The 23,184-nt window shown below is 63.4% G+C and carries 22 protein-coding genes; 17 read left to right on the top strand and 5 right to left on the bottom strand.

The window, feature by feature from the left end:
* Window positions 1–36: 36 nt before the first annotated feature.
* From O7A05_RS29510 to O7A05_RS29485, 6 genes are all read left to right on the top strand, one after another.
* Entirely contained in the window at window positions 37–480 is a 444-nt protein-coding gene (locus tag O7A05_RS29510) for an endonuclease domain-containing protein (RefSeq protein WP_337096682.1), read from the top strand.
* Complete coding sequence (locus O7A05_RS29505) at window positions 477–1,646, top strand: acyl-CoA dehydrogenase family protein (RefSeq protein WP_337096681.1); 1,170 nt, start codon at window positions 477–479, stop codon at window positions 1,644–1,646. Before O7A05_RS29510 ends, O7A05_RS29505 begins: the two co-directional genes overlap by 4 nt.
* Window positions 1,647–1,679: 33 nt before the next feature.
* The gene (locus tag O7A05_RS29500) at window positions 1,680–2,888 is read left to right on the top strand and encodes an acetyl-CoA C-acetyltransferase (RefSeq protein ID WP_337096679.1); all 1,209 of its coding nucleotides are present in this window, start codon (window positions 1,680–1,682) and stop codon (window positions 2,886–2,888) included.
* A gap of 12 nt (window positions 2,889–2,900) precedes the next feature.
* Window positions 2,901–5,120 carry a 3-hydroxyacyl-CoA dehydrogenase NAD-binding domain-containing protein gene (locus tag O7A05_RS29495; RefSeq protein ID WP_337096678.1) on the top strand — a complete coding sequence of 740 codons (2,220 nt, stop codon included), beginning with the start codon at window positions 2,901–2,903 and terminating at the stop codon, window positions 5,118–5,120.
* 232 nt (window positions 5,121–5,352) lie between these two features.
* On the top strand, window positions 5,353–5,994 hold the full coding sequence (locus tag O7A05_RS29490) for a S24 family peptidase (RefSeq protein WP_224581777.1): 642 nt from the start codon (window positions 5,353–5,355) through the stop codon (window positions 5,992–5,994).
* Between the two features lie 9 nt (window positions 5,995–6,003).
* Window positions 6,004–6,888, top strand: coding sequence for a thermonuclease family protein (locus O7A05_RS29485; protein ID WP_415927072.1), 885 nt, complete (start codon window positions 6,004–6,006; stop codon window positions 6,886–6,888).
* Here the strand turns inward: O7A05_RS29485 and O7A05_RS29480 are convergent.
* Window positions 6,851–8,500 carry a lysine--tRNA ligase gene (locus O7A05_RS29480; protein ID WP_337096675.1) on the bottom strand — a complete coding sequence of 550 codons (1,650 nt, stop codon included), beginning with the start codon at window positions 8,498–8,500 and terminating at the stop codon, window positions 6,851–6,853. The genes O7A05_RS29485 and O7A05_RS29480 overlap by 38 nt on opposite strands.
* Before the next feature lie 155 nt (window positions 8,501–8,655).
* Between O7A05_RS29480 and O7A05_RS29475 the strand changes: the two genes are divergently transcribed.
* Window positions 8,656–9,069, top strand: a complete 414-nt coding sequence (locus O7A05_RS29475; RefSeq protein ID WP_337096674.1) for a tellurite resistance TerB family protein — start codon at window positions 8,656–8,658, stop codon at window positions 9,067–9,069.
* A gap of 14 nt (window positions 9,070–9,083) precedes the next feature.
* On the opposite strand, the gene O7A05_RS29470 is transcribed toward O7A05_RS29475, so the two are convergent.
* The gene (locus O7A05_RS29470; protein WP_337096696.1) at window positions 9,084–9,905 is read right to left on the bottom strand and encodes a transporter substrate-binding domain-containing protein; all 822 of its coding nucleotides are present in this window, start codon (window positions 9,903–9,905) and stop codon (window positions 9,084–9,086) included.
* 277 nt (window positions 9,906–10,182) lie between these two features.
* Between O7A05_RS29470 and O7A05_RS29465 the strand changes: the two genes are divergently transcribed.
* The 3 genes from O7A05_RS29465 (at window position 10,183) to O7A05_RS29455 (ending at window position 12,412) form a co-directional block, all read left to right on the top strand.
* A complete protein-coding gene (locus O7A05_RS29465; protein WP_337096673.1) occupies window positions 10,183–10,914 on the top strand; it encodes a LuxR family transcriptional regulator in 732 nt (243 codons plus the stop codon).
* Between the two features lie 98 nt (window positions 10,915–11,012).
* Window positions 11,013–11,651 carry an acyl-homoserine-lactone synthase gene (locus O7A05_RS29460; protein WP_337096671.1) on the top strand — a complete coding sequence of 213 codons (639 nt, stop codon included), beginning with the start codon at window positions 11,013–11,015 and terminating at the stop codon, window positions 11,649–11,651.
* A gap of 11 nt (window positions 11,652–11,662) precedes the next feature.
* A complete protein-coding gene (locus O7A05_RS29455; protein WP_337096669.1) occupies window positions 11,663–12,412 on the top strand; it encodes an enoyl-CoA hydratase-related protein in 750 nt (249 codons plus the stop codon).
* Between the two features lie 103 nt (window positions 12,413–12,515).
* Here O7A05_RS29455 and ppk2 read toward each other — a convergent pair whose 3' ends face one another.
* Window positions 12,516–13,421, bottom strand: coding sequence for a polyphosphate kinase 2 (gene ppk2 / locus O7A05_RS29450; RefSeq protein ID WP_337096668.1), 906 nt, complete (start codon window positions 13,419–13,421; stop codon window positions 12,516–12,518).
* 201 nt (window positions 13,422–13,622) lie between these two features.
* Here ppk2 and O7A05_RS29445 point away from each other — a divergent pair, with 201 nt between their 5' ends.
* The 3 genes from O7A05_RS29445 (at window position 13,623) to O7A05_RS29435 (ending at window position 16,809) form a co-directional block, all read left to right on the top strand.
* Complete coding sequence (locus tag O7A05_RS29445; protein WP_337096667.1) at window positions 13,623–14,888, top strand: ATP-binding protein; 1,266 nt, start codon at window positions 13,623–13,625, stop codon at window positions 14,886–14,888.
* 107 nt (window positions 14,889–14,995) lie between these two features.
* A complete protein-coding gene (gene phoU / locus O7A05_RS29440; RefSeq protein WP_337096665.1) occupies window positions 14,996–15,718 on the top strand; it encodes a phosphate signaling complex protein PhoU in 723 nt (240 codons plus the stop codon).
* Window positions 15,719–15,804: 86 nt separating this feature from the next.
* Complete coding sequence (locus tag O7A05_RS29435) at window positions 15,805–16,809, top strand: magnesium and cobalt transport protein CorA (RefSeq protein WP_337096663.1); 1,005 nt, start codon at window positions 15,805–15,807, stop codon at window positions 16,807–16,809.
* Window positions 16,810–16,906: 97 nt separating this feature from the next.
* Here the strand turns inward: O7A05_RS29435 and O7A05_RS29430 are convergent, their stop codons facing one another.
* Entirely contained in the window at window positions 16,907–17,425 is a 519-nt protein-coding gene (locus O7A05_RS29430) for a GcrA family cell cycle regulator (protein ID WP_224581766.1), read from the bottom strand.
* 355 nt (window positions 17,426–17,780) lie between these two features.
* Here O7A05_RS29430 and O7A05_RS29425 point away from each other — a divergent pair, with 355 nt between their 5' ends.
* The 3 genes from O7A05_RS29425 to O7A05_RS29415 all read left to right on the top strand — a co-directional run bounded on the left by O7A05_RS29425 (window position 17,781) and on the right by O7A05_RS29415 (window position 21,060).
* Window positions 17,781–18,980, top strand: a complete 1,200-nt coding sequence (locus tag O7A05_RS29425) for an aspartate aminotransferase family protein (RefSeq protein WP_337096660.1) — start codon at window positions 17,781–17,783, stop codon at window positions 18,978–18,980.
* 16 nt (window positions 18,981–18,996) lie between these two features.
* Window positions 18,997–19,908, top strand: a complete 912-nt coding sequence (argF, locus tag O7A05_RS29420) for an ornithine carbamoyltransferase (protein ID WP_337096659.1) — start codon at window positions 18,997–18,999, stop codon at window positions 19,906–19,908.
* Between the two features lie 123 nt (window positions 19,909–20,031).
* A complete protein-coding gene (locus O7A05_RS29415) occupies window positions 20,032–21,060 on the top strand; it encodes an Hsp33 family molecular chaperone (protein ID WP_337096658.1) in 1,029 nt (342 codons plus the stop codon).
* A 201-nt stretch (window positions 21,061–21,261) separates the two neighbouring features.
* On the opposite strand, the gene apaG is transcribed toward O7A05_RS29415, so the two are convergent.
* Window positions 21,262–21,654 (bottom strand): Co2+/Mg2+ efflux protein ApaG, encoded by a 393-nt coding sequence (gene apaG / locus O7A05_RS29410; protein WP_337096657.1) that lies wholly within the window; start codon window positions 21,652–21,654, stop codon window positions 21,262–21,264.
* Window positions 21,655–21,973: 319 nt separating this feature from the next.
* Here apaG and O7A05_RS29405 point away from each other — a divergent pair, with 319 nt between their 5' ends.
* Window positions 21,974–23,116 (top strand): ceramide glucosyltransferase, encoded by a 1,143-nt coding sequence (locus tag O7A05_RS29405; protein ID WP_337096656.1) that lies wholly within the window; start codon window positions 21,974–21,976, stop codon window positions 23,114–23,116.
* Window positions 23,117–23,184 lie beyond the last annotated feature (68 nt).

Here is a 23,184-nt window from a genome sequence, read left to right as displayed (position 1 = left end):
ATTTTGACGATGCGCACTGGGAGAAGGACTATCGCAATGCCCCGTACGCGGGTCAGTTTCGAAATGCGGCAGAAAGCGCGCTCGCTGCGTCTTCATGCAACGAAAGCGGAATCATTGCTGTGGTATGAACTCCGCGAACTTACCGTTCATGGCCTGAAGTTCAGACGGCAGTCGCCGATCGGGCCGTATATTGTCGACTTCGTTTGCCCCTCGGTCAAACTCATTGTGGAGGTCGACGGCGACCTGCATGAAACCGAGGCTGGCAAGCGTCATGATTTGAACCGCGACTCTTATTTGCAATCGCTTGGCTACGTCGTGCTTAGGATCGACGAGCCGGATGTTATCAATAGCGCCTGGCACGTTGCGCTGTTTGTCAAAGGTGAGGCCGAGCGTGTCGCCGGCGACCCCTCCCGACCGCTTCGCGGCCACCCTCCCCTCAAGGGGGAGGGGGACGCCGGCGCCGCGGAGAAAATGGCATGACAAATCCAGCCGAAATTCTGGGTCTTCCGAAGCCCGCCTGGGCGGCGGACGAGGTCGGCATGCTCTACGACATGGCGTCCCGCTTCATGGCCGAAGAGATCGCACCGCGCTATGACGAGTTCGAGAAGAACGAGACGTTCGACCGCGAGAGCTGGCTGAAGGCGGGTGCTGCCGGACTGCTCTGCGCTTCCATGCCGGCGGAATATGGCGGCTCGGGCGGTACCTTCGCGCATGAGAGCGCCATCATCGAGGCGATCGGCCATGTCGGCGTCGACGGCTTCGGCATCGGCCTGCACAATTCGATCGTAGCACCCTACATCCTCCATTACGGTTCGGAAGAGCAGAAACAGAAATGGCTGCCCAAGCTGGCGACCGGCGAGCTGATCGGCGCCATCGCCATGACCGAGCCCGGCGCCGGTTCCGATCTGCAGGGCGTGAAGACCCGCGCCGAGAAGGACGGCAACCATTACAAGATCAGCGGCTCGAAGACCTTCATCACCAACGGCCAGCTCGCCAACCTGATCATCGTCGTCACCAAGACCGATCCCGACAAGGGCGCCAAGGGCACCTCGCTGATCGTCGTCGAGACCGACGAAGTCGAGGGCTTCGAGCGCGGCCGCAACCTCGACAAGATAGGTCTGAAGTCGAACGACACGTCGGAGCTGTTCTTCAACGACGTGCGCGTGCCGACCTCCAACCTGCTCGGCGACGAGGAAGGCAAGGGCTTCGTCCAGCTGATGCAGCAATTGCCGCAGGAGCGCTTGCAGATCGGCACCGGAGCGATCGCCATGATCGAGCGGGCGCTGGCGCTCACTATCGACTACGTCAAGGAACGCAAAGCCTTCGGCAAGGCCGTCATCGATTTCCAGAACACCCAGTTCAAGCTGGCCGAGTTGAAGACCGAGGCCACGATCGGCCGCGTCTTCTACAATGATTGCGTCGCCCGCCATATCGATGGCGGCCTCGATCCGGTCACCGCCTCGATGGCCAAATACTGGCTCAGCGACCTGCAAGGCAAGGTCGTCGACGAATGCCTTCAACTGCATGGCGGCTATGGCTACATGAATGAATACCCGATCGCCCGCATGTACCGCGACGCCCGCGTCCAGCGCATCTACGGCGGCACCAACGAAATCATGAAATTGCTGATCGGGCGCTCTCTCTGAGCGCGGCGGCCGGCAAAGCCAAGGAGCACGAAAATGACTGAGGCTTACGTCTATGACGCCGTGCGCACGCCGCGCGGCAGGGGCAAGAAGGATGGCTCGCTGCATGAGGTGCCGGCGGTGCGGCTCGCCGCAAGGACGCTTGAAGCGCTGCGCGACCGCAACGGGCTCGACACCGGCAATATCGACGACATCATCTTCGGTTGCGTCGATCCGGTCGGCGAGGCGGGCTCCGTCATTCCGCGCGCCGCCGCCTTCGAGGCCGGCTACGACACCAAGGCGCCCGGCATGCAGATCTCGCGCTTCTGCGCCTCGGGTCTCGACGCCATCAATTTCGGCGCCGCCAAGATCGCGCAAGGGGCGGACGAGATCGTTATTGCCGGCGGCGTCGAATCGATGTCGCGCGTCGGCATGGGCATGTCGGGCGGCGCCTGGTTCATGGACCCCTCCGTCGGCCTGCCCGGCTGGTTCGTGCCGCAGGGCATCTCGGCCGACCTGATCGCCACCAAATACGGGTTTTCCCGCGATGACGTCGACGCTTACGCTGTCGAGAGCCAGAAGCGCGCCGCCAAGGCCTGGGGCGAGGGCCGTTTCAAGAATTCGGTGATTCCGATCAAGGACCAGAATGGTCTCACCATCCTCGATCATGACGAGCACATGCGGCCCACAACCGACATGCAGTCGCTGGCTTCGCTCAATCCATCCTTCGTCATGCCCGGTGAAATGGGCGGCTTCGACGCGGTCGCGGTGCAGAAGCATCCGGAAGTCGAGGAGGTCAACCACGTCCACCACGCCGGCAATTCCTCCGGTATCGTCGACGGCGCCGCCGCCGTGCTGCTGGGCTCCAAGAAGGCCGGGAAGGCGATGGGGCTGAAGCCGCGCGCCCGCATCCGCGCCTTCGCCAATATCGGCTCGGAACCGGTGCTGATGCTGACCGGTCCGGTCGATGTCACCGAGAAGCTTCTGAAGCGCGCCAAGATGAAGCAGTCGGACATCGACCTGTTCGAGCTCAACGAGGCCTTCGCGTCGGTCGTGCTGCGCTACATGCAGGCTTTCGACATCCCGCATGACCAGATCAACGTCAATGGCGGCGCGATCGCCATGGGCCATCCGCTCGGCGCCACCGGCGCGATGATCCTGGGCACGGTGCTGGACGAGCTGGAGCGTCGCGACTTGAACACCGCGCTGGTCACGCTCTGCATCGGCGCCGGCATGGGCACCGCAACCATCATCGAACGCGTCTGAGGGAGAGAGACGATGAGCTACACCAATTTCACCCTCGACGTGGACGCCGACGGCATTGCGCGGGTCACCTGGGACATGCCGGACCGCTCGATGAACGTCTTTACCGAGGAGGTGATGCGCGAGTTGAACGCCATCGTCGAGAAGGTGACGGCCGATGCCGCCATCAAGGGCGTCGTCATCACCTCGGGCAAGGACACCTTCTCTGGCGGCGCAGACATCACCATGCTGCAGAAGATGCTTGCCACTTTCGCCGCCGACAAGGAGAAGGATCTCGAGAAGGCGACCAGGGCGCTGTTCGAGAATGCCGGCTATATGACCGGCCTGTTCCGCAAGATCGAGACTTCCGGCAAGCCTTGGGTGTCGGCGATCAACGGCACCTGCATGGGCGGCGCCTTCGAGATGTCGCTCGCCTGCCACGGCCGCGTCGCCGCCGATTCCGACAAGGTGAAGATGGCGCTTCCCGAGGTGAAGATCGGTATCTTCCCCGGCGCCGGCGGCACCCAGCGCGTGCCGCGGCTGACCGACCAGCAGCAGGCATTGCAGATGCTGACCACCGGCCAGAACCTGTCGCCGCAGAAGGCAAAGGCGATGGGCCTGATCCACGAGATCGCCGAGCCTTCGAAACTCGTCGAGACCGCCAAGGCGATGATCAGGAACGGCCTGAAGCCGGTCGCGCCCTGGGACGAGAAGGGCTTCAAGCTGCCGGGCGGTCCGATCTATTCGGCGGCCGGCGCCAATCTCTGGCCGCCGGCCATCGCCATCCTGCGCCGCGAGACCTACGGCAACTATCCGGCCGCGGCCGCGATCCTGAAATGCGTCTATGAAGGCCTGCTGGTGCCCTTCGACACGGCGCTCAGGATCGAGCAGCGCTATTTCACCGAGATTATGCAGTCGAAGGAAGCGGCGGCGATGATCCGCTCGCTGTTCGTCTCGCTGCAGGAACTGAACAAGGGCGCGCGCCGCCCTGCCGGCGTGCCGGACACCAAGTTCAAGAAGATCGGCATTCTCGGCGCCGGCTTCATGGGCGCTGGCATCGCCTATGTCACCGCACGAGCCGGTATTCCGGTGGTGCTGCTCGACCGCGATCTGCCGTCGGCCGAGAAGGGCAAGGAGCATTCCGACAGCCTGATGGCCGATCAGGTCAAGAAGGGCCGCGCCAAACCTGAGGACAAGGACAAGCTCCTGTCGCTGATCACGCCGACGGCGGACTATGCCGATCTTGCCGGCTGCGATCTCGTCGTCGAGGCGGTCTTCGAGGATTCAAGCGTCAAGAAGGACGCCACCGAGAAGGCGGAAGCGGTGCTGAAGTCCTCGGCGATCTTCGCTTCGAACACGTCCACGATCCCGATCACCGCCCTGGCGAAGAACTCGGCGCGGCCGAAGAACTTCATCGGCATCCACTTCTTCTCGCCGGTCGACAAGATGATGCTGGTCGAGATCATCCTCGGCAAGAAGACGGGCGACAAAGCCTTGGCCGTCGCTTTCGACTTCGTGCGCGCCATCAAGAAGACGCCGATCGTCGTCAACGACACGCGTGGCTTCTACGTCAACCGCTGCCTGCTGCGCTACATGTCGGAAGCTTACAAAATGCTGATCGAAGGCGTCCCGGCGCCGATGATCGAGAACGCCGCCAAGGCCGCCGGCATGCCGGTCGGCCCGCTGGCGCTGACCGACGAGACGGCCGTCGACCTTGCCCAGAAGATCATGAAGCAGACCATCAGGGATCTCGGCGACAAGGCCGTCGATCCGAAGCAGATGGCGCTGATCAACACCATGGTCGACACCCATGGCCGCTTCGGCCGCAAGAACGGCAAGGGTTTCTATGACTATCCGGCGAAGCCAGCGAAGAAGAAGCTGTGGCCGGGCCTGAAGGATTTCTATCCGCAGCTGAAGCCCGAGAAGGTCGACTATGAGGAGCTGAAGCAGCGCCTCTTGGTCACCATCGCGCTGGAAGCGGCGCGGGTGATGGAAGAGGGCATCGTCACCGATCCGCGCGAGGCCGATGTCGGTTCGATCCTCGCCTTCGGCTTCGCGCCTTTCACCGGCGGCGCGCTGTCCTACATCGACGGCATCGGCGCCAAGCGCTTCGTCAAGATCGCCAAGGGCCTGCAGAAGAAATATGGCGCCGAGTTCAAGGCGCCGAAGCTTCTGCTCGACATGGCCGAGAAGGGCGAGACCTTCTACCAGCGCTTCGACCCCTACCAGAAGGGCGAGGTCAGAGAGGCGGCCTGACGAACGAAGCCGGCATGTATGTCTGGGGGCGGATGGCCGTACCATGGCCACGGCGTCGGGCCGAGGGCCTTACAGGGTCGGCGATGAAAGTCGGTTCGATTGGTGTGCCGAACCAGGCATATCTGTGCCAGCGTATCACTTTCCATCCCGGTCCATCGCTACTGGTGGACAATGGTGTGGTCGCGCGCTAGACAGGCTGAGGCATTTTTTCCTGTTTTGAAGGAGCGCGCGCGTGCTCTCACACGACCGCGTATGGGCCGCAATCGATGCTCTCGCCGAGCGCTATTCGCTGTCGGCTTCCGGTCTTGCCCGGCGCGCGGGTCTTGATTCGACGGCCTTCAACAAATCGAAGCGCCTGTCGTCCGACGGCCGGCCGCGCTGGCCCTCGACCGAATCGCTGGCCAAGATCATCGAGGCCACCGGCGCTTCGCTGGAGGAATTCACCGGACTGGTCGAAGGACGCGGCGGAGTCTCCGCCGCCCACCAGCGCCGCGCCGTACCGTTGCTTGGCTTCGCCCAGGCAGGCGCGGGCGGCTTCTTCGACGATGCCGGCTATCCGGCGGGGCAGGGCTGGGATCTGGTCGAGCTTCCGGCGCGGGCGACCGAGACGTCCTACGCGCTGCAGGTGCAGGGCGACTCCATGCTGCCGCTCTACCGCAATGGCGACGTGCTGATCGTCGAACCGGGCGCGCCGACACGCAAGGGCGATCGTGTTGTGGTCAAGACCACCGCCGGCGAGGTGATGGCCAAGGTGCTTGACCGGCAGACGATGAAATCGATCGTGCTGGTTTCGCTCAACCCCGCCCACCCGGACCGTGACATCCCGACGCGCGATATCGAATGGATGGCGCGCATCGTCTGGGCGAGCCAGTAGGCCACGCTTATGCGGCTTCTTCAGACAGCCCTGGCGGTTCTCGCAATTCCCGCGATGGCGGCTCTCGTTGTTGCCGGCGGACACATCGTCAAGGGCCACGAAAGCGCTGTCACGGTCGATCAGATCGATCCCATCGCCGATGCGCTTCCCACCGGCGGGGACATCCTTTCCGCTTCTGATGCCGCGCAAGAGCCGGCGACCTCGGCCATTCCCGCGCCGGCCGCTCCGCAGCCACCGAAGCCCGCCGCTCATTCGAGGGCCATCGATCCCGACGTCGTGGCGCTGCCGGACCTGTCGGACCAGGAACTCGAACGGGTGGAGCCGCGGGCACCGCTCAGCGATCTGGCGCTGGCCGGGCCGCCCAAGCCGCCCAAAACGAAGATGCCGGGCGACTGGAACGGCACAAAATTGTTCCAGCCGGTCGCCACCGCCGCCGGGCTGATCGAGTCGAAGGGCTATGCCGTCGCCGTGTCCGGCGTGGATGTCGTCAAGGCCGACGAAACCTGCAGCGACGAGGGCAAGAGCTGGGCCTGCGGCGTGCGTGCCAGGACAGCCTTCCGCGCATTCCTGCGTGGCCGTGCGGTCGCCTGCACTGTGCCGCCGGACGGCGGTCGCGATACCATTTCCGCCGAATGCCATATCGGCAATCAGGACATCGGCCAGTGGCTGGTCGAGAACGGCTGGGCGCGCGCCGCGCAAGGCGGCCCCTATGTCGAGGCCGAAAACAAGGCCCGCACGGCCAGGAAGGGTATTTTCGGCCCGGCGCCGAAGCTTGACGGCTTGCCGGCGCTGCCAGCCGCGTCAGGGCCGGCGCCGGTGGTACAGGATTCGATCCTGCCGGCCGATGGCGGCACCGTTACGCCGCCAGTTGACCAGCCAGCGCCCGCTCAATGAGCGCGCGCGTCTCGGCGATGCCGTAAAGCGCCGCGAAGGAACCGAAGCGCGGTCCGCGCTCCTGGCCGATCAGCACCTGATAGATCATCTGGAAGAAGGCGACCGACACGCCAGGCCCGCCTTCCGGGCTCTGCTTGGAATGATCCTGGTAGCGCTCGATCTTGCGCGCCACGTTGAGCGCGGCATTCTGGATCGCCTCGCCGTCGGCGCCCTGCGGCAGCGCACCGAGCGCGTCGGAAAGCTTGGCCAGCGCCTCGCGCTCCACCTCGTCGGCGGCGCGGTAGACCTTGGTCGGCTTCACGAAGTCGTCGAAATAGCGGATCGCATAGCCGGTCAGCCGGTCGAGCTCCGGATGCGTCTTCGGCGTCACGCCCGGCGCATGCCGAGAGATGACGCCCCACAGCACCGCCTTGTCATGCGCGTTGGAGGCGCTGACCAGGTTGAGCAGCAGCGCGAAGGGTACCGGCAGGTCGATGGCCGGCGGGTTGCCATCATGCATATGCCAGACCGGATTGCCGAGCCGCTCCTTCCAGTCCTGGCGCGGATAGGCCCCAAGGAAAGCGTAGTACTCGTCCACCGCCTTCGGGATGACGTCGAAATAGAGCTTCTTCGCCTGCCGCGGCCGTTGATACATGTAGAGGCCGAGGCTCTCCGTCGGCGCGTAGGTCAGCCATTCGTCGATGGTGAGGCCATTGCCCTTCGACTTCGAGATCTTCTGGCCTTCCTCGTCGAGGAACAGCTCGTAGACGAAATGCTCCGGCGCGCGCCCGCCAAGGATGTTGCAGATGCGGTCATAGATCACCGCATTGGTCTGGTGATCCTTGCCGAACATCTCGAAATCGACGCCGAGCGCCGCCCAGCGCATGCCGAAATCCGGCTTCCACTGCAGCTTCACATGGCCGCCGGTGACAGGCAGGGTCGTCTCGGTGCCTTCGTCGTCGAAGGTGATGGTGCCGGCCTTGGCGTCGACATTTATCATCGGCACATAGAGCACACGGCCGCTCTTCGGCGAGATCGGCAGGAACGGGCTGTAGGTCGCCTGGCGCTCCGGCCCCAGCGTCGGCAGCATCACACCCATGATCTCGTCATAGCGTTCGGCGGCGCGCAGCAGCACCTCGTCGAAACGGCCGGCCTTGTAGTACTGCGTCGCGCTGGCGAACTCGTAGTCGAAGCCGAACGTATCGAGGAAACGGCACAGCATCGCATTGTTGTGGTCGGCGAAGCTCGCATAGTCGCCGCCGAACGGATTGGGCACCGACGTCAGCGGCATGTGCAGATAGGGCTCCAGCGCCGCGCGGTCCGGCACGCTCTCCGGGATCTTGCGCATGCCGTCCATGTCGTCGGAGAAGCACAGAAGCTTGGTCTTGACCTTGTCTTGCGTCAGCACCCGGAAGGCATGCCGCACCATGGTCGTGCGCGCCACCTCGCCGAAGGTGCCGATATGCGGCAGGCCGGACGGGCCGTAGCCGGTCTCGAACAGGACGGTTTCGGGGAAATCCTTGCCCTTGTAGCGGGCGATGATCTTCTTGGCTTCCTCGAACGGCCAGGCCTTGCTCTCGGCCGCCGCGGCGAGCATCTCGGGATTGAGATCGATGATGTTTGATCCCGTCATGTCGAAGTTCCAGTCATGGCCGTCAGCGCGGCGGATAAAATTTGTCGACCGGTCTCTAGGCGCGCGAGGCCGGAGCGTCAACGATTTGCGGCGGTTTTCCTTGCGGCGCCACAATCGCGCTCCTACGTTCGAGCCTCACTTTCAAGGAGTTTTGAATGCCTTCATTGACACCGCACGAAGCTCTGATCCACCTGATGGTCATCACATCGGCTTCAGATCGCGACATGACCGATGTCGAGCTGGCGCGGATCGGCGACGTCGTCCGCTCCTGGCCGGTGTTCGTCGATTTCAACCAGGACAGGCTGGTTCAGGTGGCGCAAGCCTGCCAGAAGGCGCTGCATGAGAAAGACGGGCTGGAAGGCGTGCTGGCGCGCGTCGCCGAAGCGCTGCCGGATCGGCTGCGCGACACCGCTTATGCGGCTGCTTTCGAGGTTGCCGCAGTCGATCTCGAGATGCGCATGGAGGAGCTGCGCGTCCTGCAGCTCATCCGCCTCAAGCTCGATCTCGATACGCTGACGGTGGCTGCGATCGCGCGTGCCGCGAAGGCGCGTCTGCGCACGCTCACCTAAAGAAGCTAACAGGCCTAAAAAAAGCTCACCGGGAAATAACGCAGATAAAACTCGGCGAAGGTGCCTTTGATCGAGATTTCCTGCAGCGCGTAGTCGAAAGCGGCGGCAAGCGCGGCGTCGTTCTTGCGGGTGGCGATCGCCATGCCCGAGCCTAGATATTCCGGCGCCAGATAGGGGCCGCCGGCGAAGCGGCAGCAGCCGGCGGCGTCGGAGCCGCCCAGCCAGAAGGCAAAGCGCATGCCGTCGCCGAAGGCGGCGTCGATCTTGCCGGCCTTGAGGTCGGCGTAGAGGTCTTCCGGTGTGTCGAAGGTCACGACCTGCACGGTGTTGAAGTAGTCGCGCAGCATTTTTTCATGTGCCGAGCCGCCGATGACGCCGACCCGCTTGCTGCGCAGCTTGTCGAGGATCGGCTCGGCGAAGGCCTTCGCCTTGGGCATGATGAAGCGGGCCGGAAATTGCATGTAGGAGCGCGAAAAGGCGTATTTCTCCCGGCTCCCCGGCGTCGCGGCAATGCCGGCGATGATCGCCTCGCCTTCGCCTTTCTGGAGAGCGTCCTCCAATTCGTTCCACGGCAACGCCTGGACCTGGCATTTCTCGACGATGCCCAGCTCCGCGCAAATCGCCTGCGCCAGATCTATGTGGAATCCCGACAGCCGGCCCGAGCCGTCAAGGAAGTTGAAGGGCGGAAAATCGGTGGTGGTGAGGAATCTAAGCCGCGGCAGCGCGGAGAGGTCGGGCTTCGGCAGCCGCTCCTTGGCGTCCCACAATACTGGCACCTGCGGCTCCGCCGCCTGAGTCGCCCCGGAAAAGGGCAGCACCCCGCCCAGCACCGACATCAGGGCCAGAAATATCCACCGCAAGATCACGATATGGCTCCGCACCTGTCCCCGTTCCTTAGCTTTTCGTATGAAAACGGGGCAGGCACAACGGTTTTTGATTTCAAGCGGCCGAATTAGGCGTATGGTTTAGTGCGTTTGCAAGTGACCTTGCGTGCCGGGAGGGAACTGCCGGTTTTGTTGAGGAGATTGCGACGCGGGGGTTGATGGCCAAGGGGTGTTCGGGCATCAACCGTCGGTAACGAAAAAACAGAAGCAACATGGGGTAGATGTTGCGATGGGCCTGTTCGACAGAACTCTGGAATACATAGACCAGTTGCAGCATGCTGGCACCGCGGCCGCGGTCTGTGAACGGCTGCTCAGCGTCACCTCGAACTTCGGCCTGACCGCACTGATGGCGGGAACCGTGCCGCAGCCGGGCACGCCGCGCGGCCGACAGAAACAGCATGTGATGCTTTGCGATTGGCCCGGCGAATGGCTGGAGCGCTATGTGGCGCGCAACTATGTCGATCACGACCCGGTCGTCAGTCACATGAAGCAGCTTCAGGCGCCGTTCCAATGGCGGGACGCCTCCAAGAATGCTCTGATCGACAAGAGCAGCGACGAAGTCATGGGAGACGCCCGCGAGTTCAAGCTGCGCGACGGCCTGGCATTTCCGCTCGTCACGCTCGACGGACAGATTGTCATGGTCTCGCTGGGCGGCGAATCCGTTGAACTGTCGGATGCGGAATTCGGAATGGTCTCGCTGGCGTCGACCTATGCGATCGGCCGCGCGATGCAACTGCACACCAAGGCCGACAGCGTCATCGATCACATAGAATTGACGGCGCGTGAGCGGGAGTGCCTGCAATGGGCGGCCGTCGGCAAGTCCGAATGGGAGATCTCGCAAATCCTCGGCATCTCGGAACACACTTCCGAGAAACACCTTCTTAACGCCAAGAGCAAACTGGGTGCAGCCAACCGGGTGCAGGCAGTCGCGGAGGCGATTCGGCGCGGCTATATTAGCTAGGTCGGCCGTGCCGACCTAGAAATTCTTGCCTGCGCCTTCGCGCAATATTTTAAGGGACATCACGGCCGTATTTTCCTCTCAAGCCCAGGAGGCGGCTAATGCTTTTTGCCCTTACCACTCAGGAATTGATGGAACGTCCCGATCTCTGGGAGGCGGTTCATCGCCTGCGCTACAAGATCTTCGTCGAGGAGATGGGATGGACCGATCTTGATCGTCCCGACCAGCTCGAGATCGACCAGTTCGATCATGACGAGGCCGAACACCACCTCGTCATCCGCAACGGCGAACTGGCTGGCTACCAGCGCATGCTGCCGACCACCCGGCCGCATCTTCTGACGGACGTTCTGTCGGATCTCTGCGAGGGGCCGTCGCCCTCGGGGCCGAATGTCTGGGAGCTGACCCGCTACGCGGTGGCTCCAGGTTTTCGCGACGGCAAACGCGGCGTCTCGACGGTCGGCACCGAGCTCATCGCCGGCTTCGTCGAATGGGGCCTGAAGCGCAACGTCGACCAGGTCATTATCGAGTTCGAACCGATGTGGGTGCTGCGCGCCCTGCAACTGCACTTCCTGGCGACGCCGCTCGGCTACCAGCGCACCTATGGCAACCAGCAGGTCGTGGCGACGCTGCTCACCTTCACCGAGCACACACTCCAGGTCGTGCGGGCCCGCCGCAACCACTTCCTGCCGGTGCTGAACCGGGGCTATCCCGGCCAGCTCGGCCTGAGGCAGGCATCGTGATGGAGGCGGTCATGAGTTTCCATCCAGAACCGGAACTGCGTGGCCATACGCTGGTCGTCACCGTGTCCTCCCATGACGGCCGGCCGGTGCTCGACAGGCACGCCTATGCGAGCCTCGCCAGGACCTTGAACGATGCAGCGGTAGATGACGAGGTCCGCGTCGTCATGCTGCGCGGCCTTGCCGGATGCTTCTGCCTTGGCGGCGACTTCTCGGAGTTCCTGGACGCCACCAAGCACCGAGAGCTGATCGCCGCCGTCACCGACATGTTCCGCATGTTGGCGACCTTCCCCAAGCCGGTGCTGGCCTGCGTTGACGGCGATGCCGTCGGCGTCGGCTGCACTATCCTGTTCCATTGCGACATGGTGATCGCTTCCAGGGGCAGCACCTTCAGAGTGCCGTTCGTCGATTTCGGCCTGGTGCCGGACGCGGCGACCAGCATTCTGGCGCCCCAGAAGCTCGGCTATGCCGGCGCCTTCCGCTTCTTCTGCCTGGGCGACACGCTCGGCGCCGAAGACGCCAAGGCGCTCGGGCTGATCGGCGAGATCGTGACGCAAGGCAGCGCCGAGGAGGTAACGCTGGCGCGGGCGAAACAGCTGGCCAAGAAGCCGGTGGCGGCATTGCTGCAGACGCGCAGCCTGCTCAAGGGCGATACGGACGTCTTATGCGACCGCATCGACCACGAGATCACGCTGTTCCAGCAGGCGCTTCAGGATGACACCACGCTGAAGCGGCTGCAGCGGATCGCTCGCCTGGCCGCCTGAGCGGCAGGCATAAAACATCAGCGCCGCTCGGAAGGCGCGCGGCGCTGTAATCCGTCCGGAACCGCGTAACAAACGGAAGCTGGCGAATCCCGGTGTAGCAACGCTAGTCTTTAAGGAACCCTGGCCCCTCGCCGAGGATCTTCTTGTCGGGCTTGCCGACGGCGTCGAGGTCCCTTCCGTCATAGGGCAGGGAAAGCAGGATCCGCTGCATCACCGCGAGCCGGGCGCGGCGCTTGTCGTTGGCCCGCACGACGATCCAGGGCGAGAACTCCTTGTGCGTGCGCTCGATCATCTGGTCTCGCGCCTTGGTGTAGTCGGCCCATTTGCTGACGCCGGCGATGTCGATCGGCGAGAACTTCCAGTTCTTCAGCGGCGACCAGCGGCGATCGTGGAACCGTTCCAACTGCGTCTCGCGGCCGATATTCAGCCAGAATTTGAAGAAATGGATGCCTTCGTTGCAGATCATCCGCTCGAAATGCGGCGTCTCGTCGAGGAATTTCTCGTGCTGCTCCGGCGTGCAGAACCCCATGACCGGCTCGACGCCGGCGCGGTTGTACCAGGAGCGGTCGAAAGTGACGAACTCGCCCGAAGCCGGGAAATGGTCGACATAGCGCTGGTAATACCATTGTCCCGCCTCGGTCGGCGTGGGCTTGGGCAGCGCGACGTTGCGTGCCGTGCGCGGGTTCATATATTGCCGCAGCACGAAGATCGTGCCGCCCTTGCCGGCGGCGTCTCTGCCCTCGAACAGCGCCATCACCCGTTTGCCGGTCGCCTGCAGCCAGGCTTGTGCCTTGACCAGTTCGATCTGTAGCCCTTCGAGCTCCTTGTCGTAGTCCTTGCCTTTCATCTTCTTGTCGTAAGGATAGTCGCCAGCCGTGAGCTTGTTGTCCTCGATCCAGTCAGGCAGCACCGGATTGTCGATGTCGAACGCGCGCTCCTTGCCATCGATCTTGATCTTGATCGGTGCCGTGGCTGGCACCGCTTCAGCCGTTTCCTTGGCCTTTTTCATCCGGACGAACCTTTCCAGTTTGCGGACTCATGCTATGGAGCCTGTGCAGCGCAGCGCGCGTTCGGGCGCAAAGACACTGCAGCATTTTGATTTTGCGCATGAACCTTCGCGAAAATCGATCCTGATTTCCAGGTCCCATGCGTCAGGCCGGTCCAGCGAGCCGGCTGACCGATCGAACGGGATGCGGGGTGGCGCGGGCCTATGGCAGAGACGGGCGCGGGACGAGACAACAAGGGGCAAGCCTTGGCGGCGCGGCTGTCGCGCAACCGCTGGCTGCTTGGCGCGGGTGTTCTCGCGGTCCTTGCCGTTTATTTTTTCGCCGGCATCTCCGGCTATGTGCTGGTGCTGGCGCTGGCTGTGCTCGCGGCCGCAGCGATGCTGCCTACGGATGCCGGACGCCAGCCAGCCGATGCAGGAGCAGCGATCGAGGCAAGCGGGCTGCAGAGGCTATCGGGCGAGTATCTGGCGGCGGCGGTCGCCGATCCGCTGATCATCTTCGACCATTCCGCCACCATCGTTCACGCCAACGCCGCCGCCTTCGCCGCCTTCGGCGGGCTGGCGCCGGGCATGTCGCTGTCATTGAAGTTCCGCGCGCCGGAAATGCAGGCGCTGCTGGATGGCATCCTGTCGGGACAGGTCGCCGCCGATGCGGTCGATTACACCGAAAAGCTGCCGGTGGAACGGACCTATCGGGTCAGCGCGTCCACGGTCGGCCATGCCACCGGCCTTTACGTGCTGGTGTTCAAGGATCAGAGCGAGACGCGCCGCATCGATCGCATGCGAGCCGACTTCATCGCCAATGCCAGCCATGAGCTGCGCACACCGCTCGCCTCGATCGCCGGCTTCATCGAGACGCTGCGCGGGCCGGCCCGCAACGATGCGGCGGCGCGCGACCAGTTCCTGCAGATCATGCAGAACCAGACCGGCCGCATGGCCCGCCTGATCGACGATCTGCTCTCGCTGTCGCGCTTGGAGATGAAGCCCTATCTGGGGCCGGGCACGGAAGTCGACCTTCGCCAGACGATCGACAGCGTCATCGATTCGCTCGGGCCGCTGGCCGGTGAGAATGGCGTCATAATCGAGCGGGAATTCGTCAATGGGCCGCTTGTCGTTCCCGGCGATCGCGACGAACTGTTCCAGGTTTTCGAAAATCTCCTGGAGAACGCCTGCAAATACGGCCAGTCGGGCGGGCGCGTCACCGTATCGATCGCCGGCAGCGAGGATGGCCAACAGCCGGGCTTCGACGTCACGATAAGGGACTATGGCCCGGGCATCGCCGAAGAACACATCCCGCGCATCACCGAGCGCTTCTACCGTGTCGATGTCGAAAGCAGCCGCAGCCAGAAAGGCACGGGGCTTGGCCTTTCGATCGTCAAGCATATATTGACCCGTCATAACGCAAGACTGTCCATCAAGTCGGAAGTCGGCAAGGGCGCGGCGTTCACGGTTCATTTGCCGGCTCGCTGATTGTGTATCGGTTGCTAACCGGAATTTTCTTCATTCTGTCATGCGGTTCACGTATCAGCGACGGATGACGGAAAGCACCAGCCGGCACAAACCGGGAAGGCATATCCATGCAGTCCGTCCATATCGTCAGTGCCTATGACGAAGAACTGAAGTATCTGTCGAAGCGCATCGCCGCGATGGGCGGGCATGCTGAACGCATGGTCGAACAGGCGGTGGCGGCTCTGGTGAACGTCGATCACGGCCTCGCTCAGAAGGTCATCCAGGACGATCTCGTCCTCGACGAGGGGCAGCGTGAGATCGACGACAAGGCCATCATCATCATCGCCAGGCGCCAGCCGATGGCGACGGACCTTCGCGAGATCGTCGGCGCCATCCGCATCTCGGCCGATATCGAGCGTGTCGGCGATTTGGGCAAGAACGTCGCCAAGCGCGTTGCCTCGGTCGACGGCCGCCAGCCGAACAGCCTTTTCCGCGGTATCGAGGCGCTTGCCAACCTGGCGCTGACACAGCTCAAGGAAGTGCTCGACGTCTATGCCTCGCGCTCGGTCGAGAGGATCGGCTTGGTGCGCGACCGGGACGACCAGATCGACGCCATGTACACCTCGCTGTTCCGCGAGCTTTTGACCTATATGATGGAAGATCCGCGCAACATCACGCCCTGCACGCATCTTCTGTTCTGCGCCAAGAACATCGAGCGCATCGGCGACCATGCCACAAACATCGCGGAGACGATCTACTACATCGTCACGGGCGACCAGATGCCTGCCGACCGGCCGAAGGGCGACAAGACCGACAAGATCGTGCTTCCCGGCACGGTGCCGGCTAAGTGAACAGGCGCCTCTCGAACGGCTTCCTAATTTAGGTTAAGCTCCTCCAGGGACAGCGATTTGTCAGTCGCAGTCCCGGGAGGTTTGCGATGGAACAAGTTCGGAACCTGACCCCGGCCCCAATGTCGGGCATCATAGCATCCAGCGTCTATTCGGGCGGCAAGCGCGTTGCCGACATCACCATCGAACAGGCCGGCGAATGGGCGGCAAAACCCGGCCATGTCGTCTGGATCGGCCTGCTCGAGCCCGACCGCAACCTTCTGCTCAGGGTGCAGGCGCAGTTTCACCTGCATGACCTTGCGATCGAGGACGCTGAGCATCCGCATGCGCGCCCGAAGATCGAGCAATATGGCGACGCCCTCTTCATCGTAGCCCGCACCGCGCAATTGATCGACGGCCGCGTCACCTTCGGCGAGACGCATCTGTTCGTCGGCACCGGCTACATCGTCAGCGTCCGGCACGGGCCGTCGACCTCCTACGCCGCCGTGCGCCAGCATTGGGAAAGCTGCCCGCATTCGCTGGCCAAGGGTGAGGATTTCGTCCTCTACGCCATCCTCGATTTCATCGTCGACAACTACATGCCGGTGCTGGAGCAGATCGAGGACGAGGTCGAGGCGATCGAGGACAAGGTGCTTTTGAAGCCGATGACCGGCGCCGATATCGAGCGTCTGTACATGCTGCGCCGCGATCTGCTGCGCCTGCGCAACGCGGCGCTGCCTTTGGTCGAGGTCTGCCGTCGGCTGACCAGTGCCGACCTGCCGCAGATCCATGCCGCCATGCATCCGCTGTTTCGCGACGTGACCGACCATATCCGCACCGTTCAGGAAAAGATCGATAGCCTGCGCGAGGTTCTGGCCTTCGCTTTCGAAGCGAGCCTGCTCGTGGGACAGAGCCAGGAAACCGCTATTTCCAAGAAGCTTGCCTCATGGGCCGCCATCCTGGCGGTGCCGACAGCCTTCGCCGGCATCTACGGCATGAACTTCTCCGACATGCCGGAACTGAAGATGGAATATGGCTATCCGACAGTCCTGGTAGCCATCGCGCTGATCTGCGCGTTCCTGTACTGGCGGTTCAAGAAGAATGGATGGCTGTGAAATAGGGGAGTAATGGAGTAGATAATAGGGAGCGAATGGCTGCGAAACGTAGCGCATGAAGCGCTCTTTCCCCCTACTGCCTTACTCCCCTGTTCCCCTATCTTGCCCTGCGCCGCTCCGCCGCCGGCTGGAATGCAACCCGTGAATGATACTTGCAATAGGGTCCCGTTTCGGCGGCGTCGTTGCCGCAGAAGCTGAAGTCTTCCGAGAGCGGATCGCCGTTCGGCCATTTGCAGGTCCGTTCGTTCAGTTCGACGAGTTGCAGGTTGCGTGAGATCGGCACCACGACGTTCTCGACCGGGCGGATATAGTGGCGCGCGACCGGCTCGGCGTCGAACTGCACCTGCAGCGCTGTGGCGCCGATCGTCGTCGTCACATGACGTGTGGCGCTTGCGGCGCGGGTCACCGATTTCTGCATCGAGGCGCCTTGCGTCGCCTTCTTCTGGCGCGCCGGGGCGGCCGTCGCGCGGCCGCGTCCCGACAGCTTCAGGCGATGCACCTTGCCGATGACGGCGTTACGGCTCACTCCGCCAAGCTGTGCGGCAATCTGGCTGGCACTCAGGCCTTCCGACCACAACTTCCTGAGAAGTTCTACCCGCTCGTCAGTCCAATTCATGGGGCGCGCTCCTGCTGAGGCGTGCGGTAGTCAGAATCCGTTCCCGACCCGGCTCCCGCCGGGCAAACGACACCACATATACCGGGTGATTAGGTCCGCCGCACGAAATCTAGTTATTTCTCGACTACAAATACCTTATGCGCTGACTCGGTGACAAGAGTCCCCGGGGCAACACGATTCGGTTTTTTCGGTTTTCCCCAACTTGCCGGTCTATTTATGAGCCGGCGTGGCGTCAGGGCTTTGCCACGCGCTTCTGCATGACGTTTTCGTTGACTTCATGGCCGAAAAACATGATAAGCCGCAAAGGCCGCCGCATTGGCGGCTTTTTTGATTTCCGGTTCCGGAGACGCATATAATGAGCGGTTCGGCGCTTTACGAGACCTTTGCTCGCGCACCCCTGGCTTTCGACCGCGGGGAGGGGACTTGGCTGGTCACCGACAAGGGCGAGCGATATCTCGACTTCGCGGGTGGTATCGCGGTGAATTCGCTGGGCCACAGCCATCCGCATCTGGTCGCAGCACTCACCGAACAGGCCGCCAAGCTCTGGCACGTCTCCAATCTCTACGAGATCCCGGAACAGCGCCGGCTGGGCGAGCGGCTGGTCGACGCCACCTTCGCCGACAAGGTGTTCTTCACCAATTCCGGCGCCGAGGCGCTGGAATGCGCCATCAAGACGGCTAGGCGCTATCATTTCGTCAAGGGCCATCCCGAGCGTTTCCGCATCATCACCTTCGAGGGCGCCTTCCACGGCCGCACGCTGGCGACGATCGCCGCCGGCGGCCAGTACAAATATCTTGAAGGCTTCGGCCCGAAGGTCGAGGGCTTCGACCAGGTGGCTTACGACGACATCGATTCGGCCGAAAAGGCGATCACGCCGGAGACCGCGGCAATCCTGATCGAGCCGGTGCAGGGGGAGGGCGGCATCCGCGCGGTGCCAACGCAGTCCTTGAAGCGGCTGCGGCAGCTTTGTGACCAGCACGGCCTGCTTTTGATCTTCGACGAGGTCCAATGCGGCATCGGCCGCACCGGCAAGCTGTTCGCGCATGAATGGGCCGGCGTCACGCCCGACCTGATGGCGATCGCCAAGGGCATCGGCGGCGGCTTCCCGATGGGCGCCTGCCTTGCCACGGATGAGGCCGCGACCGGCATGACGGCCGGCGTGCACGGCACCACCTTCGGCGGCAATCCGCTGGCGATGGCGGTCGGCAACGCCGTGCTCGACGTGGTGCTGGCCGACGGCTTCCTCGAGGACGTGCAGCGCAAGGCGCTGCTTCTGAAACAGGGGCTGGCCGGGGTCGCGGATGAATTCCCCGACGTCATCGAGGGCATCAGGGGAACCGGCCTGATGCTCGGCCTCAAATGCGCCATGCCCAACACCAAGGTGAACATGGCACTGCGCGACCAGCACCTGCTTGCCGTGCCGGCGGGCGACAATGTCATCCGCCTCCTGCCGCCCCTCACCGTCACCGACGAGGAGATCGGCGAAGCGCTGGAGCGCATTCGCGCCGGCGCCAAGGGCCTGACCGACGCGATTGCGGCCGAAGCCGCGAAATAAGTTCTGGAACCTGCCGATGAGTGTTCGCCACTTCACCGATCTGTCCGCCGTTTCGGCGGGCGACCTGCGCATCATGCTGGACGACGCGGTGGCGCGAAAGACCAGGCTCAAGGCGGGCGAGCGTTCAAAACCGCTCGCCGGCAAGGTGCTGGCCATGATCTTCGACAAACCGTCGACGCGCACGCGCGTGTCCTTCGATGTCGGCATGCGCCAGCTCGGCGGCGAGACGATCATGCTGACCGGCACCGAGATGCAGCTCGGCCGCTCGGAGACCATTGCCGACACGGCAAAAGTGCTGTCGCGCTATGTCGACGCTATCATGATCCGCACCACCTCGCATGACCGGCTGCTGGAGCTCACCGAGAACGCCACCGTTCCGGTCATCAACGGGCTGACCGACGACACGCATCCCTGTCAGCTCATGGCCGACATCATGACCTATGAGGAGCATCGTGGGCCGGTGGCCGGCAAGACTTTCGCCTGGACCGGTGACGGCAACAATGTGCTGCATTCGCTGCTCGAAGCCTCGGCGCGGTTCCGCTTCAACCTCAATGTCGCGGTGCCGGAGGGCAGCGAGCCTTTCGAGAAATATGTCGACTGGTCGAAAGCCAATGGCGGCAAGGTCCGGTTTGCCAAGTCGGCCGAGGAAGCCGTGGACCAGGCGGACTGCGTCGTTACCGACAGCTGGATTTCGATGGGCCAGGAGCACCGCGCTCGCGGCCACAACGTCTTCCTGCCCTATCAGGTGAATGCGGCGCTGATGGCAAAGGCCAAGCCCGATGCTTTGTTCATGCACTGCCTGCCGGCGCATCGCGGCGAAGAGGTCACCGACGAGGTGATCGACGGGCCGCATTCGGTGGTCTTCGACGAGGCCGAGAACCGGCTGCACGCCCAGAAGGCGGTGCTGGCCTGGTGTCTGAGCGCTTGAGAAGGGCGGACCTGACCGCTTCCGGTCCGATCGGGGTCAACTTGATCTGGGGATATGTGATGCCTATGTGCGGGCCATCACGCAAATTAAACGCGCTTCGACGCATGCGGCTCATCGGGCGGCATGGCTGCGCCCCGGAGTTTTGTCATGTTGGAAACCCATATCTTGGCTGAGCATAAACCCCAACTCGGTGAATTCGGCTTCGCCGGCGACGACCACGTCGTGCCCTACGAGGTTGCGCCGCTCGATGTGCGCGGCCGCACCGTGCAGCTCGGGCCGATGCTCGACGCTATCTTGAGCCGCCACAATTATCCTGAGCCGGTCGCCCGCCTGCTGGCGGAAGCCTGCGTGCTCACTGTGCTGCTCGGCACCTCGCTGAAATTCGAAGGCAAGTTCATCCTGCAGACCCGCACCGACGGTCCGGTCGACATGCTGGTGGCCGATTTCGCCACGCCGCATGCGCTGCGCGCCTATGCGCGTTTCGATGCCGACAGGCTGCAGGCGCTGACCGCGGCCGGCGAGGTCTCACAGCAGACGCTGCTTGGCAATGGCGTGCTGGCCCTGACCATCGACCAAGGCGCGCATATGCAGCGCTACCAGGGCATCGTCCAGCTCGACGGCACCTCGCTGGAGGACGCCGCGCGCACCTATTTCCGCCAGTCGGAACAGATCCCGACCGACATCAAGATGTCGGTCGCCAAGCTGGTGACGCCCGGACCGGCCGGCGCGCGCGAGCAGTGGCGCGCCGGCGGCATCCTGGCGCAGTTCCTGCCGCAGGCGCCGGAGCGCATGCGCATTCCCGATATTTCGGGCGGCGACGGCGACGACCGCGAGCTGACGGACCATCCGGCCGACAATTCCTGGCAGGAATTGCTGGCGCTGCTCGGCACCATCGAGCCGACGGAGCTGATCGACCCGACGGTGGGCGCTGAGCGGCTGCTCTACCGGCTGTTCCATGAGCATGGCGTACGCGTTTTCAGCAGTGTGCCGGTCGCCGATCAGTGCTCCTGCTCGCGCGAGAAGATCCGCGGCATTCTGGAAGGCTTTTCGGCCGAGGAGATCAAGGACTCGACCGAGGACGGCGGCATCCACGTCGCCTGCGAGTTCTGCTCGACGCAATACGACTTCGATCCGGCCGAGTTTGCGAAGTAAGCCCTTCCTTCTCCCCGTTCCACGGGGAGAAGGTGCCCGAAGGGCGGATGAGGGGCGGCGCCAACGTTGGCGGTGATAGCGTCCGCCGTGGCGAAGCTGTTGTCCGCCTCAAGGAAATCTCTGAAGCCCGGCGCTGCCCCTCATTGCCCTGCCGGGCATTTCTCCCCGTTGAACGGGGAGAAAGACGCTAATCGCTGACGTCTAATTCACCGTCCGCCTTGTGCCCGGCATGTCCAGCGAAAACGCCGGAATGGCGATATCGAACGTCTCGCCGCGGCCGTTGCGCATCGTGTAATGGCCGACCATGATGCCCGACGGCGTCGAGAGCGGGCAGCCCGAAGTGTATTGATAACTGTCGCCGGGATTGAGTTCCGGCTGGTCGCCGACGACGCCGTCGCCGCGGACCTCCTCGACCCGGCCCTGGCCGTCGGTGATGTGCCAATAGCGCGACAGAAGCTGCACGAATTCGTCGGAGCGGTTGTCGATCGTCACCTGATAGCCCCAGACATAGCGGTTCTCGGACGGATCGGAACGGTCCTCCAGATAGAAGGGCCTGACCAGCACTTCGATGTTGCGCGTCACTGCGCGATACATGGGCCACTCCGGTTGCCGCCGCGGAATATATGTCACGCTCCGCTCCTATAGACGTAGCGCCGACCATCCTGCCAGCCTTGTAAGCGCAGGTGCCGAAAAACAATGTCATTTAAGTGACATACGACAATGTTGGTGTGCACAGACCGTGCCGGGCGACTCGGGCGCTCTGCAACTGATGAAACGGCGGCATGCGGCCTAGAGGAATTCCAGGAAAAGTGTGAGCGGTTTTCCGTCCGGAATTGCGTGAAAACAAAGAGATAGAGTGGTTCGCCGTTTCCGTGAAACGGTGAAACTCTCTATCGGGAGTGACCAGATCTCGATGGAACTGACTATCGCAGCCGGCCTGGCTTCGTCAGCCCTTCTTCTCTTCAATCTCGCCAGCATCCTGCTCGCGTCGTCGCGGCTGAAACGGCGGCATGTCATTACGTCGCCCGTTGGCGCGCAGCCGGTCTCGATCATTGTTCCTTCGCGCGGCGCCGAGCCGTTCACGCAGGAGACCCTGCAGCGCGCCTTCTCGCTCGACTGGCCGCGTTATGAGCTGATCTTCTGCGTCGCGCATGCCGACGACCCGGTAGTGAGGCTCATCAATGCGGCGATCGCGCGCCACCCCAGGGTTCCGGCGCGGCTCCTGATCGGCGACGACCGCATCAGCGCCAATCCCAAGCTCAACAATTGCGTCAAGGGCTGGGAGGCGGCGCGGCACGATTGGGTGATCCTCGCCGATTCCAACGTGCTGATGCCGCAAGACTATGTCCAGCACCTGATGGCGGCATGGCGGCCGGACACCGGCCTCGTCTGCTCGACGCCGATCGGCTCGCGGCCGGACGGTTTTTGGGCGGAAGTCGAGTGCGCCTTCCTCAACACGCTGCAGGCGCGCTGGCAGTATGCCGGCGAGGCGGTCGGCCTCGGCTTCGCCCAGGGCAAGAGCATGCTGTGGAACAAGCCGACGCTCGACGCCAATGGCGGCATCCAGGCTTTGGCCGCCGAGATCGCCGAGGACGCGGCCGCCACCAAGCTGGTCAACAGCCTGGGCTTGCGCGTCAATCTCGTCGCCTCGCCTTTCGAGCAGCCGCTCGGCCAGCGCAGGCTCGCCGAGATCTGGTCGCGCCAGACGCGCTGGGCGCGGCTGCGGCGGGTCACCTTCCCGCTGTTCTTCGCGCCCGAGATCCTGACCGGCGCGGCGATGCCGCTGCTGCTGGCAGTGATTGCCGCGGCAGGCGCCGGCGTCAGCCTGCCCACAACGGCCTTGTGCGTGCTGGCGGTCGCCTACCTGCCGGAGTGCCTGCTGGCCTCGGGCAAGGGCTGGTACCTGTCGCCGCGCAGCGTCACCGCGATGATCGTGCGCGACTTCATGCTGCCCGCCATCTGGGCGCGCGCCTGGTTCGGCGGCGCCGTCGAATGGCGCGGCAATGCCATGACCATCCACACCAAGGCGATGACTGAGCTGGAGGAGCTCGCCTAGAGCAATTCCAGGAAAAGTGTGAAACGGTTTTCCGTCCGGAATTGCGGCTCTGGAAGGCTTCGGCCGCA

It is taken from the genome of Mesorhizobium argentiipisi (SeqCode), from assembly GCF_037179585.1.
Classification (GTDB): Bacteria; Pseudomonadota; Alphaproteobacteria; order Rhizobiales; family Rhizobiaceae; genus Mesorhizobium; species Mesorhizobium argentiipisi.
The sequence above is the reverse complement of the archived record's forward strand: the minus strand, read 5'-3'. Positions and strand labels throughout refer to the sequence as shown.